This is a genomic window from Streptomyces roseolus (assembly GCF_014649855.1).
Classification (GTDB): domain Bacteria; phylum Actinomycetota; class Actinomycetes; order Streptomycetales; family Streptomycetaceae; genus Streptomyces; species Streptomyces roseolus.
In genome coordinates this window covers 226,144-238,510 of record NZ_BMTV01000002.1, presented here as the reverse complement: position 1 = coordinate 238,510, position 12,367 = coordinate 226,144, and the positions used below count along the sequence as shown (strand labels likewise).

11 protein-coding genes are annotated in these 12,367 nt (G+C 71.8%); 5 read left to right on the top strand and 6 right to left on the bottom strand.

Going from position 1 to position 12,367, the window contains the following annotated elements; genetic code table 11:
- Positions 1-153: 153 nt before the first annotated feature.
- Together IE245_RS03150 and IE245_RS03145 are read right to left on the bottom strand one after the other, a co-directional pair.
- On the bottom strand, positions 154-399 hold the full coding sequence (locus tag IE245_RS03150) for a (2Fe-2S)-binding protein (RefSeq protein WP_189945132.1): 246 nt from the start codon (positions 397-399) through the stop codon (positions 154-156).
- A gap of 122 nt (positions 400-521) precedes the next feature.
- A complete protein-coding gene (locus IE245_RS03145; protein ID WP_373305254.1) occupies positions 522-1,874 on the bottom strand; it encodes a class II 3-deoxy-7-phosphoheptulonate synthase in 1,353 nt (450 codons plus the stop codon).
- Positions 1,875-2,048: 174 nt separating this feature from the next.
- Between IE245_RS03145 and IE245_RS03140 the strand changes: the two genes are divergently transcribed.
- From IE245_RS03140 to IE245_RS03130, 3 genes are all read left to right on the top strand, one after another.
- A complete protein-coding gene (locus IE245_RS03140; protein ID WP_189945131.1) occupies positions 2,049-4,829 on the top strand; it encodes an N-acetylmuramoyl-L-alanine amidase in 2,781 nt (926 codons plus the stop codon).
- Positions 4,736-4,978, top strand: coding sequence for a trp operon leader peptide (locus IE245_RS38000; RefSeq protein WP_189945130.1), 243 nt, complete (start codon positions 4,736-4,738; stop codon positions 4,976-4,978). The genes IE245_RS03140 and IE245_RS38000 overlap by 94 nt, the downstream gene beginning before the upstream one ends.
- Positions 4,979-5,081: 103 nt before the next feature.
- Positions 5,082-6,956 carry an anthranilate synthase family protein gene (locus IE245_RS03130; protein WP_189945129.1) on the top strand — a complete coding sequence of 625 codons (1,875 nt, stop codon included), beginning with the start codon at positions 5,082-5,084 and terminating at the stop codon, positions 6,954-6,956.
- Here the strand turns inward: IE245_RS03130 and IE245_RS03125 are convergent.
- The 4 genes from IE245_RS03125 to IE245_RS03110 form a co-directional block, all read right to left on the bottom strand.
- Entirely contained in the window at positions 6,953-7,954 is a 1,002-nt protein-coding gene (locus tag IE245_RS03125; RefSeq protein WP_189945128.1) for a 2-hydroxyacid dehydrogenase, read from the bottom strand. The two genes, IE245_RS03130 and IE245_RS03125, sit on opposite strands and share 4 nt — an antisense overlap.
- Positions 7,955-8,033: 79 nt before the next feature.
- Positions 8,034-8,681 (bottom strand): response regulator, encoded by a 648-nt coding sequence (locus tag IE245_RS03120; protein ID WP_189945274.1) that lies wholly within the window; start codon positions 8,679-8,681, stop codon positions 8,034-8,036.
- 44 nt (positions 8,682-8,725) lie between these two features.
- Positions 8,726-9,955: a MacS family sensor histidine kinase gene (macS, locus tag IE245_RS03115; RefSeq protein ID WP_189945127.1), complete on the bottom strand. Its 1,230-nt coding sequence runs from the start codon at positions 9,953-9,955 to the stop codon at positions 8,726-8,728.
- A gap of 36 nt (positions 9,956-9,991) precedes the next feature.
- Positions 9,992-10,723: a lysophospholipid acyltransferase family protein gene (locus IE245_RS03110; RefSeq protein WP_189945126.1), complete on the bottom strand. Its 732-nt coding sequence runs from the start codon at positions 10,721-10,723 to the stop codon at positions 9,992-9,994.
- A 191-nt stretch (positions 10,724-10,914) separates the two neighbouring features.
- Here IE245_RS03110 and IE245_RS03105 point away from each other — a divergent pair, with 191 nt between their 5' ends.
- Complete coding sequence (locus IE245_RS03105) at positions 10,915-11,697, top strand: alpha/beta hydrolase (protein ID WP_189945125.1); 783 nt, start codon at positions 10,915-10,917, stop codon at positions 11,695-11,697.
- Positions 11,690-12,352, top strand: a complete 663-nt coding sequence (locus IE245_RS03100) for a hypothetical protein (RefSeq protein ID WP_189945124.1) — start codon at positions 11,690-11,692, stop codon at positions 12,350-12,352. The genes IE245_RS03105 and IE245_RS03100 overlap by 8 nt, the downstream gene beginning before the upstream one ends.
- The last annotated feature ends 15 nt before the right edge of the window (positions 12,353-12,367 follow it).

Below are 12,367 nucleotides of genomic sequence, written 5' to 3'. Positions count from 1 at the left end.
AGGAGGGAGTCCATGCGGTGGGGGCACCTCCCGGGCGAAGCCTGGGGGACATCGGCGACTGACGACAACGCGGCGAGGCGCGGTGCCAGGCGTCGCGAGCCCGGCATGATCCGAAAGACACGCTCCTAGCCGGGCCGACGGCGGGCGGTCGGGCTAGGCGGCCTCGGACAGGTCGGTGGTCTCCGGCGCGAGGGCCGGCATGCCCTGGTCGAGGAGCTCGCGGCGCGGGCAGTTCCCGCGCCCGAGGAGGGCCTGGATGTGCCGGACGCACGAACCGCAGTCCGTACCGGCCTTGCTGGCGGAGGCGATCTGGCGGGGCGTGCAGGCGCCGGCCGCCGCGTGCTCCTTGACCTGCTTCTCCGTGACACCGAAGCATGAGCAGACGTACACGCGGATCACCTCCCGCCGAGATCGATTAGGCTAACCTAACCTTACCCGGCGGGCGGGAAGCGTAAAAGCCCTGGTGACGACGATGGGGCGCGGATCACAAGGATCCGCGCCCCATCGTCGTAGGTATCTACTTACTGATCGCGGTACATCTCGGCCACGAGGAACGCGAGGTCGAGCGACTGGCTCCGGTTGAGGCGCGGGTCGCAGGCCGTCTCGTAGCGCTGGTGCAGGTCGTCGACGAAGATCTCGTCGCCGCCGCCCACGCACTCGGTGACGTCGTCACCGGTGAGCTCGACGTGGATGCCGCCCGGGTGGGTGCCCAGCGCCTTGTGGACCTCGAAGAAGCCCTTGACCTCGTCGAGCACGTCGTCGAAGCGGCGGGTCTTGTGGCCCGAGGCCGCCTCGAAGGTGTTGCCGTGCATCGGGTCGGTCACCCAGGCGACGGTGGCGCCCGAGGCGGTGACCTTCTCGACCAGCTCCGGGAGCTTGTCCCGGACCTTGTCGGCGCCCATGCGGACGATGAAGGTCAGCCGGCCGGGCTCGCGGTCCGGGTCGAGGCGGTCGATGTAGGTGAGCGCCTCCTCCGGGGTCGTCGTCGGGCCCAGCTTGATGCCGATCGGGTTCGCGATCTGCGAGGCGAACTCGATGTGGGCGTGGTCCAGCTGGCGGGTGCGCTCACCGATCCAGACCATGTGGCCGGAGGTGTCGTACAGCTTGCCGGTGCGGGAGTCCGTCCGCGTGAGGGCGCCCTCGTAGTCGAGGAGCAGCGCCTCGTGGGAGGCGTAGAACTCCACCGCCTTGAACTCGGCGGGGTCGGTGCCGCAGGCCTTCATGAAGTTCAGCGCGTTGTCGATCTCGCGCGCCAGCTGCTCGTAGCGCTGGCCGGAGGGGGACGACTTCACGAAGTCCTGGTTCCAGGCGTGCACCTGGCGCAGGTCGGCGTAGCCACCGGTGGTGAAGGCGCGGACCAGGTTGAGCGTGGAGGCGGAGGCGTTGTACATCCGCTTGAGGCGCTCGGGGTCCGGGACGCGGGCCCGCTCGTTGAAGTCGAAGCCGTTGACGGAGTCGCCCCGGTAGGTGGGGAGCGTCACACCGTCGCGGGTCTCGGTGCCCTTGGAGCGGGGCTTGGAGTACTGCCCGGCGATGCGGCCCACCTTCACGACGGGCACGGAGGCCGCGTACGTCAGGACGGCGCTCATCTGGAGCAGGGTCTTCAGCTTGGCCCGGATGTGGTCGGCTGACACCGCGTCGAACGCCTCGGCGCAGTCGCCGCCCTGGAGGAGGAACGCCTCGCCACGGGCGACGGCTCCCATCCGGGCGCGCAGCTGGTCGCACTCGCCGGCGAAGACGAGCGGAGGATACGACTCGAGGTCCGCGATCACATCGCGCAGAGCCTCGGCATCGGGGTACTCGGGCTGCTGCGCCGCGGGCAGGTCTCGCCAGGTCGCCTTGGCGACGGCGTGGGATTCGGCGTTCACGGTCACGCTGACCACAGTACGGGGTTCTTCGTCCTGTCCTGTCCCCTGCCCAGTGGCTGAGACGCGCGCCCGTTATGTCTGGACGCGATCTTCACGCCATCGAGTGGTGTTACCCTCACCCGCGTTTAGCAAACGAGCAAACCTGTTCGCCATATGCATAGCTGACACACAGGGGTGGGCGTGACCCAGAGGCACCGCAGGGACCGCAAGAAGAAACGACTCTTGTACGGAGCGGCGGCCGCGGTCGTCGCCACCGCCACGATCGGCACCCTCGCGGTCGCCTCGCCGAGCCTCCTCGGCGCGACCGACGACGCGAAGCCCGGCGGCGCCCCCTCCCTCCAGCAGCAGTTCGCCGCGGCGGCGGAGGAGTTCGACGTACCGCAGAGCGTGCTGATGGCGGTGTCGTACCAGCAGACCCGCTGGGAGTCGCACGACGGCGAGCCGAGCATGACCGGCGCGTACAACGTCATGGGCCTGACGAAGGTCGACCCGGAGGACGTCGAGACCGGGGTCACCGAAGAGCAGATCGATCACTTCAACGGCTCGGGCCGGCCGGAGATCGAGAAGGACTTCGACCGCGAAGAGGTCCGCCGGATCCTGGAGAAGGCGATCGTCGACACCGACGACCCGGCCCTCCACACCCTGGACAAGGCCGCCGAGCTGATCGACAGCTCCACCGAGTCCGTCCAGAACGACACCGCCGCGTCCATCCGCGCCGGTGCCGCGCTTCTCGCCGACTACCAGAAGCAGGCCGGCGCCGAGCTGTCCGAGGATGCGGGCGAGTGGTATCCGGCCGTGGCCCGCTACGGCCAGTCCTCCGACCGGAAGGGCGCCGACCTCTTCGCGAAGCGCGTCTTCGAGTCGATCAAGAAGGGTGAGCGGGAGCTCACCACCGACGGCGAGCAGGTCGCGCTGGCGGCCGACCCCGGCGTCGAGCCGGTCAAGCCGGCGAACGTTCCGCTGGCGGCCGGCTTCGCGAGTACGGCGGAGACCACGGTCCCCGAGTGCCCCGCGGGCTTGAACTGCAACGTCAAGCTGAGCGTCCCCGACGCCCAGGGGCGGAAGAACTACACCGCGGGTGACCGCCCCAACCAGGGCGTCGACATCCGCCAGATCGTCATCCACGACACCGAGGGCCCCTACCAGGGATCGCTCGACGTGCTCACGAGCCCGACGGGCAAGGGCAGCGCCCACTACCTGATCAAGGCTTCGGACGGACTGGTCACCCAGATCCTCGAGAACAAGAACCTCGCGTGGCACGCGGGCAACTGGACCCACAACATGCACGCGATCGGCGTGGAGCACGAGGGTTACGCCATCAAGGAGGGCAGCTGGTACACCGAACCCCAGTACCGCTCCTCCGCCGCGCTGGTGAAGTTCCTGGCGAACAAGTACGGCGTGCCGATCGACCGTGAGCACATCATCGGCCACGACGAGGTCGCGCTCCAGACGGACAACCGCCTCGACGCCCTCCACTGGGACGGCGGCCCGTACTGGGACTGGAACCACTACATGTCCCTCCTGGGCGCTCCTCAGGGCGATCAGGGCGCGGGCGGCCTGCTCCGGGCCGGCCAGACGGTCCGGGTGGTCCCGCCGTTCACCACGGCGAACCAGCCGAAGCTGAGCGTCGGCGGCACCGCCGTCCCGGCGCGGCCGTCCAACTTCGGCTACCTGTACACGTCGAACTCGACGAGCGCGACGACGCTGAAGGACCCGTACTTCACCTCGCTCTGGTCCGAGGGCTCCAACTACGGCAACAAGGTCCGCGCCGGTGGCCTCTACGTCGTCGCCGAGGTCAGGACCAACTGGACGGCGATCTGGTACGCCGGCGAGAAGGCCTGGTTCTACAACCCCGGCGGCCAGTACACCGTGCCGGTGAACGCCACCACCGTGAAGCTGAGGTCCGGCCTGGCCTCCACCAAGGTCTTCGGCCGCTCCTTCCCGGAGACCGCCGCCTACACCGCGGCAGGTCTGGAGGCTCCGGGCGACGAGAACAACCCGCTGTCGAAGTTCACCTTCGCCTCCGACCAGGCCTACGTGAAGGCCGGCCCGGCCGTGAAGGGCGACGACTGGTTCGGCTCCGCGCAGAAGAACGTCGTCGGCTCCACGATGTTCGTGCCGATCCGCTTCCACCACAAGATCGTCTGGGTGAAGCAGTCCGACATCGTCGAGGCGCCCGGCGCCGCCCCCGTCTCCACCACGGACCGCTACAACGCCATCGCCCGCGACTCCGCCGGTGTCCTCTGGCAGTACCAGGGCTCCGGGAACCCGGCCGCGCCGTTCCTGACCAAGTACAAGGTCGGCGGCGGGTGGCAGGTGTACAACGCCATCACGCCGATGACGACGCTGCGGGCCGACGGGACCGGGGACGCGGTCGCTCGGGACAAGGACGGCGTGCTCTGGTACTACCAGGGGTCCGGCAACCCGAACGCGCTGTTCAAGGCCCGGCTCCGCACCGGCGGCGGCTGGCAGGTCTACAACAAGATCCTCGGCATCGGCGACATGAACGCCGACGGCAAGGCCGACCTGATCGCCCGCGACGCGGCCGGCATGCTGTGGTTCTACAAGGGCAGCGGCGACCCGCTGAGGCCCTTCGCGCCGAAGACCTCGGTCGGCGGCGGCTGGCAGACGTACAACGAGATCGTCAGCACCGGTGACGTCTCCGGCGACGGCAAGCCCGACCTGCTCGGCCGCGACAAGAGCGGCGTGCTGTGGTTCTACAAGGGCACCGGCGACCCGCTGAAGCCCTTCACCCCCCGCGTCCAGGTCGGCGGCGGCTGGCAGGCCTACAACGTGATGGTCGGCCCGGGCGACCTGAACAAGGACGGCAAGCCGGACCTGATCGCCCGCGACGCCTCCGGCGTGCTGTGGTTCTACAGGAACACCGGCGGCTACCCCAACCCCTACGCCCCCAAGGCGCAGGTCGGCGGTGGCTGGCAGGCCTTCAACCTGATCGTCTGATCCGGTCGAGCCCCGCGGACGGGGCCCGTGCCACGCCTTCCGCGGCGTGGCACGGGCCCCGTTCCCGTGCCCGCCTGGGTTACAGTGCTCGCGTGTACGCGCCTTCGAACCAGAACTGGTGGTGGACCGTCCCTCCGGCGGCCCACTGACTGCGCGTACCCGAAGACCACGCGAAGGCCGCCCGAGGGGCGGCCTTTCTCGTACCCGCGAGGCCGTTCCTCTCCGTACTCCGACCGGAAGGAACCCACTGCCATGGACTTCGACCTCTCCCGACTCCTCTCCGACTCCGCCCCGCCGTTCGCCCTGCTGCGCCGCCGCACCCCGGGCCGTGACCACGACACCATCGAGGTGCTGATCGGCGCCGTCCACGAGGCCGAGCGGCTGGCCGACCTGCCGGTGGACGATCGGCCGGCGCTCGCGCTGGTGCCGTTCCGGCAGATCCGCGAGCGCGGCTTCGACGTGCGGGACGACGGGACGCCGCTGTCGGTGCTGGTCGCCGAGGAGACGTACGAGCTGCCGCTCGGCGCGGTGCTCGACGCGCTGCCCGCCCACCGGGTCGAGGTCTCCGGCGGGGCCTTCGACGTCTCCGACGAGGAGTACGCGGGGACCGTGCGGCGGGTGATCGAGGAGGAGATCGGCGGCGGCGAGGGCGCGAACTTCGTCATCCGGCGGACGTACACCGGTGAGATCGAGGGCTTCGGGCGGGCCGACGCGCTGGCCCTGTTCCGGCGGCTCCTCGCCGGCGAGCGGGGCGCGTACTGGACCTTCGTCGTGCACACCGGGGAGCGGACCCTCGTCGGGGCCAGCCCGGAGGTGCACGTGCGCATGGCGGGCGGAACCGTGGTCATGAACCCGATCAGCGGCACGTACCGCTACCCGGACGGGGCCGCGCCGACCGCCGAGGGGCTGCTCGGCTTCCTCGCGGACCGCAAGGAGACGGAGGAGCTCTCCATGGTGGTCGACGAGGAGCTGAAGATGATGTGCACGGTCGGGGACAGGGGCGGGGTGGTGATCGGTCCCCGGCTGAAGGAGATGGCCCATCTCGCGCACACCGAGTACGAGCTGCGCGGCCGGTCCTCGCTCGACGTGCGGGAGGTGCTGCGGGAGACGATGTTCGCGGCGACGGTGACGGGCTCCCCGGTGCAGAACGCCTGCCGGGTGATCGAGCGTCACGAGGCCGGCGGGCGCGGCTACTACGCGGGGGCCCTCGCGCTGCTCGGCACGGACGGGAACGGGGCGCAGACGCTGGACTCCCCCATCCTGATCCGGACCGCCGACATCGCGGCCGACGGGCGGCTGCGGGTCCCGGTGGGGGCGACGCTGGTGCGGCACTCGGACCCGGCCGGCGAGGTCGCGGAGACCCACGCGAAGGCGGCGGCGGTCCTGGCGGCCCTCGGGGTGCGGGAGGGACGCCCGGCGGACGACTCCCCCGCCCGGCCGAGGCTGGCGGACGATCCGCGGGTACGGGCCGCGCTGGACGCCCGGCGGGCGGACCTGGCGCCGTTCTGGCTGCGGATGCAGACCCGGTCCGCGGAGCTGACGGGCCACGCGCTGGTGGTCGACGCGGAGGACACCTTCACCGCGATGCTGGCGCACCTGCTGCGCTCCTCCGGCCTGGAGGTGTCGGTGCTGCGGTACGACGAGCCGGGGCTGCGGGAGCTGGCGCTCGCCCACGAGGGCCCGGTGGTCCTCGGGCCCGGCCCGGGCGATCCGACGGACGCGGCCGACCCGAAGATGCGGTTCCTGCGCGGGCTCACCGCCGAGCTGCTGCGCGGCCACCGGCACGGCCTCCTCGGCGTGTGCCTGGGGCACGAGCTGATCGCGGCGGAGCTGGGCCTGGACATCGTGCGCAAGCGGACCCCGTTCCAGGGCGCGCAGGTGCGGATCGACCTGTTCGGGCAGGAGCGGACGGTCGGCTTCTACAACAGCTTCACGGCGCGCTGCGACGAGCGGGAGGCGACGGAGCTGGCGCTGCACCGGATCGAGGTGAGCCGGGACGCGGAGACGGACGAGGTGCACGCGCTGCGCGGCCCCGGTTTCGCGGGGGTGCAGTTCCACCCGGAGTCGGTGCTGACGCTGGAGGGCGCCTCGGTGACGGCCGCGCTCCTCGCCGGGGTGCTGGTCTAGGACGCGGCCCGCGGGACCAGGACGTTCTCGCCGCGCCTGCCCTGGATGTAGTCGAGGACGTTCCGGACCGTGGTGTCGATGATCTGGCCGACCGCGTCCTCGGTGTAGTACGCCTGGTGGCTCGTCACCACCACGTTCGGGAAGGTGACCAGGCGGGCGAGGGTGTCGTCCTCGACGCCCGCGAGGGACTTGTCGAGGAAGAACAGGCCGGCCTCGGCCTCGTAGACGTCGAGGCCGACGCCGGCGAAGCGGCCGGCGCGGAGCTCGGTGACGAGGGCGTCGGTGTCGACGAGGCCGCCCCGGCTGGAGTTCACCAGGATCGCGTCGTCCTTCATGGACGTGAGGGCGGCGGCGTCGAGGAGGTGGTGGGTGGCCGGCAGCAGCGGCACGTGGAGGCTGACGAGGTCGGCCTCGGCGAGGAGCCGGTCCTTCTCGACGTACTCCATGCCGAGGGCGGCGCACGCGGGGTTCTCAGCGACGTCCCAGCCGAGGAGCCGCATGCCGAAGCCGTGGGCGATCCGGGCGAAGGCCTCGCCGATCTTTCCGGTGCCGAGGACGCCGGCGGTGCGGCCCCGCATGTCGCGGCCCATCAGCCCGTCGAGGCGGAAGTCGAAGTCGCGGGTGCGGTTGGAGGCGCGGACGATCCGCCGGTTGACGGCCATGGCGAGGGTCCAGGCGAACTCGGCGACGGAGTAGGGGGAGTAGTACGAGACCCGGGCGACGGTGAGGCCGAGGCGCTCGGCGACCTCCAGGTCGATGTTGTTGAAGCCGGTGGAGCGCTGGGCGATCATCTGGGTGCCGCCGGCCGCCAGGGTCTGCAGGACCCGGTGGTCGAGGATCGCGTTGACGCTGGTGGAGACGACCTCGTAGCCGGCCGCGATGGGGGCGGTGTCCTCGGTGAGGAAGACGTCGAGGCAGCGGACGTCGTGGTGGCCCGCGAACGCCTTCTCGATCAGCGGCTTCTCGTCCGCCTGCACGCCGAATGCCAGGATCTCCACGCCAGTCCTCTCGTCGAAAGGCCGCATATGCGCCCGAATATACGGCCGGGTCCGGCGCCGCGCGCGGCCACGCGGCCGGTCAGCCCTCGTCGAGGCCGCGCTCGATCGCGTACCGGACCAGCTCGACGCGGTTGTGCAGCTGGAGCTTGCCGAGGGTGTTCTGGACGTGGTTCTGCACGGTGCGGTGCGAGATGACGAGCCGCTCGGCGATCTGCTTGTAGCTGAGGCCCTTGGCGACGAGCCGGAGGACCTCGGTCTCGCGGTCGGTGAGGCGCGGCGCCTCGGGCTCCCCGGCGCCGGTGGCGGGCGCGGGCTCGGAGGCGAGGCGGCGGTACTCGCCGAGGACCAGGCCGGCGAGGCCCGGGGTGAAGACGGGGTCGCCGACGGCGGTGCGGCGGACCGCGTCGATCAGCTCCTCGGCGCCCGCCGACTTCAGCAGGTAGCCGGTGGCACCGGACTTCACGGCCTCCAGGACGTCCGCGTGCTCGCCGCTCGCCGACAGGACCAGGACGCGCAGGCCCGGCAGCGAGCCGACCAGCTCCTTGCAGACCTGGACGCCCGGCTTGGCCGGCAGGTTCAGGTCCAGGACGAGGACGTCGGGGGCGACGGCCGGGGCCCGGCGGACGGCCTGCTCGCCGTCGCCGGCGGTGGCGACCACGTCGAAGCCCGCCTCCGCCAGGTCGCGGGCGACCGCGTCCCGCCACATGGGGTGGTCGTCGACGACCATCACCTTGATGGTCCGGTCCTGCTCCGCCGGGCTCTGCGCCTCGTTCACTTCTCTCCTGCCTTCCCCCGTGCGTCCCGCGCGGGTCGCGGGACCTTCAGTTCGACTTCGGTGCCCTGGCCGGGGACCGAGATCAGCTCGGCCGTGCCGCCCAGGTCGCGCAGGCGCCCCCGGATGGAGAGCGCGACGCCCATCCGGCCCTCGCCCTCCGCCTCGGCGAGCCGGCCCTCCGGGATGCCGGGGCCGTCGTCCCTGACGGTGACGATGACCTCGTCGTCCCAGTCCTCGACCAGGATCCACGCGCGCGCGTCCGCGCCCGCGTGCACCCGGACATTGTCCAGGGCGGCGCCGACGGCGGCGGCCAGTTCGCGGGCGGCCGCGGCGGGCAGCGGCACGGGCACCCCGGGATCGGAGAGGGTGACCCGGGCGCCGGCCCGCGGGGCGAGCAGGGTGCGCAGGTCGACCGGGGTGTCGTCGGCGGGCTCGTCGTCGACCTCGACGACCCGGACGACCGCTCCCTCCGACTCGTCCTCGGAGACGTGGCTGGTGCGGGTGAGACCGCCGGCCACCAGGGTCCGCAGGGCGACCTCCTGCTCACCGGCCATCCGGCCCAGCTCCGCGGCCTCCCCGCCGAGGGCCGTGCCGCGGCGCTGCACCATCGCGAGGACCTGCAGGACGCTGTCGTGGATGTCGCGGGCGAGCCGCTCGCGCTCCCGGGTGGCGGCCTCGATCTCCAGGGCGCGGGCGAGGGTGCGCTCGGAGGCGCGGGCGACCTCGACGACGTATCCGATGGCGATGGAGGCCACCCAGACCAGGATCACGTTGTGGACGGTGTCCCGGCTGGGGTGGCCCCGCTCGATGATGTTGGCGACGGCGACGAGGGAGGAGGCGAGGCCCGCCCAGCGCCAGCCGCCCTTGATGGCGTAGGCGAGGACCGAGCCGGCCGTCCATATCGTCGGCAGCGTGGGGCCGTCCACGGACTGGGCGTGGGCGTCGGCGAGCGGGGTGAGGAGGATGCCGGTGAGGGCGAGGGCGAGGTCGGCGACGAGGAAGCGCTTGGTGCAGCTGGCCGCGTTCGCCACCTTGGGGAGGGTGGCGAGGGTCCAGACGCAGAGCACCGCGAGGTAGGCGACCGCGATCCAGGGCCGTTCGTAGCGGTCCCGGCCGGTGGCGAAGATCAGCACCGCGTAGACCATCGTCAGGACCCGGTAGCCGGTCAGCGCACGCCACAGCGGCTGCTCCACCGACATGCGCACGACACGCTCGCGCTTGGCCATCTCCCCCACCCCCGCCGGCGCTCCCTCGCGGGAGGGTCAGGCGCCGGACTCTTCCCGCGCGGCGATCTCCGCCTTCACGGCCTCCTTGGCGGCCTTCTCGGCCTCCGCGATCTGCCGCTTGGCGGCGGTCGCGTAGATGTCGACGTACTCCTGCCCGGAGAGCTTCATGATCTCGTACATGACCTCGTCGGTCACCGAGCGCAGGATGAAGCGGTCGCCGTCCATGCCGTGGTAGCGGGAGAAGTCCAGCGGCTTGCCGATCCTGATCCCGGGGCGCATCAGCTTCGGGACGACCTTGCCGGGCGGCTGGATCTTCTCGGTGTCGATCATGGCCACCGGGATCACCGGGGCGCCGGTGGCCAGCGCCACCCGGGCCAGACCGCCGGGCTTGCCGCGGTAGAGCCGGCCGTCGGGCGAGCGGGTGCCCTCGGGGTAGATGCCGAAGAGGCCGCCGCCCTCGATGACCTCGATGCCCGCCTTGATGGCGGCCTCGCCGGCGCCGCGGGCGCCCGAGCGGTCCACCGGGAGCTGGCCGACCCCCTTGAAGAAGGCGGCGGTCAGCCGGCCCTTCAGGCCGGGCGTCGTGAAGTACTCCGCCTTCGCGATGAAGGTGACCTTGCGGTCCAGGACGGCCGGCAGGAAGAAGGAGTCCGAGAAGGACAGGTGGTTGCTGGCGAGGATCGCGGGGCCCTCGGCGGGAACGTTCTCCAAGCCCTCCACCCAGGGCCGGAAGGCCAGCTTCAGGGACCCTCCGATGGAGAACTTCATTGCGCCGTAGATCAACTCGCCATGCCTTCCGTGTGCCGTCGTGACGACTTTATCCCGTGCCGACCGGCCACCCCGGCTGCGGCCCTGGTCGGTGTCGGTCCGGTCGCGTACCGTGAAGGTCCCTTCCCCCATCTCCGCACCGGCTCCGGCGCCCCGGCGCACCGGAGCCGCAAACCGAACAGGAGACCCCGGTGCCGGTCCTTCCCGGAGCCGAGCCGTACCGCCATGAGGGCGGAGAGGTCGGCGTCCTTCTCTGTCACGGATTCACCGGTTCCCCGCAGTCGATGCGCCCGTGGGCCGAACACCTCGCGGACCGCGGCCTGACGGTGTCCGTGCCGCTGCTGCCCGGGCACGGCACGCGCTGGCAGGACATGCAGCTCACCACCTGGCACGACTGGTACGCGGAGGTGGACCGGGCGCTGCGCGAGCTGACCGCCCGCTGCTCCACCGTCTTCGTCTTCGGACTCTCCATGGGCGGGGCGCTGACCCTGCGGCTCGCCGCGCGCCACGGCGACGCGGTCCGCGGCCTCGTCCTCGTCAACCCGGGCAACAAGGTGCACGGCCTCGCCGCGCACGCCCTGCCCGTGGTGCGGCACCTCGTGCCCACGACGAGGGGCATCGCCAGCGACATCGCGAAGGAGGGCGTGACCGAGATCGGCTACACCCGGGTGCCGCTGCACGCGGCGTACTCGCTGCGGCGGTTCTTCCGGCTGGTCGACGACGAGCTGCCGCAGGTCACACAGCCGCTCCTGCTGCTGCACAGCCCGCAGGACCACGTGGTGCCGCCGGCCGACTCGGCCCGGATCCTCAGCCGGGTCTCCTCCACCGACGTGACGGAGATCCTGCTGGAACAGAGTTACCACGTCGCGACGTTGGACCATGACGCGGAGAGGATCTTCGAGGAGAGTCTGGCGTTCGTCGAGCGTCTCGCCCCGGGACTCGTGGGCGGGAAGGGGAGCAGGAGCGGTGGCTGACCAGCAGGACGGTGGCGAGCGGGAGCCGCAGCCCATCGACGAGGAGGCGGCGTGGGCCGCGATCGTCGCGGGGTACGGCGAGGAGCCCGCGGACCCGCCGGGGACCCGGCCCTTCCGGCCGATCGAGAACCTGCGGCTCCCGGAGCCGGAGGAGCTCGACGCCCGCGAGGCCCGGGCGGCCTCCGCGTCGGGCGCGGACGTGCCGAAGCCGGACAAGACCCGGCGGGAGCCGCCCGCGGCGGAGGCGGAGGCCGACGGGAGCGACGACGGGGACGGTCCCGGCGACGCGAAGCCGGCCCTCGGCAGCTCGATCACCTTCGCGCCCGGGGTGCGCCCGGGCGGCGGGCCGCGCGACTACAGCGTGGCCGAGCCCGAGGAGGGCCCCGGGAGCTCGGACGAGGGCCACTTCGTGCCGCCGGAGCCCCCGCCGCTCCCCGAGGCCGACACCACCACCAAGTTCGCCTGGCTCGCCGTGGTCGGCGGCCCGGTCCTGATGCTCCTCGCGGTCCTCTTCCGCTGGGACATGACCTGGTGGCTCACCACCCTGTGCGTCGGCGGCTTCCTGGGCGGTTTCGTGACCCTGGTGGCCCGGATGAAGGGCGACGACGAGGACGGCGACGGCTACGACGACCCGGGCCGCGGCGCGGTGGTGTGACGCGGCCGGGGTGCT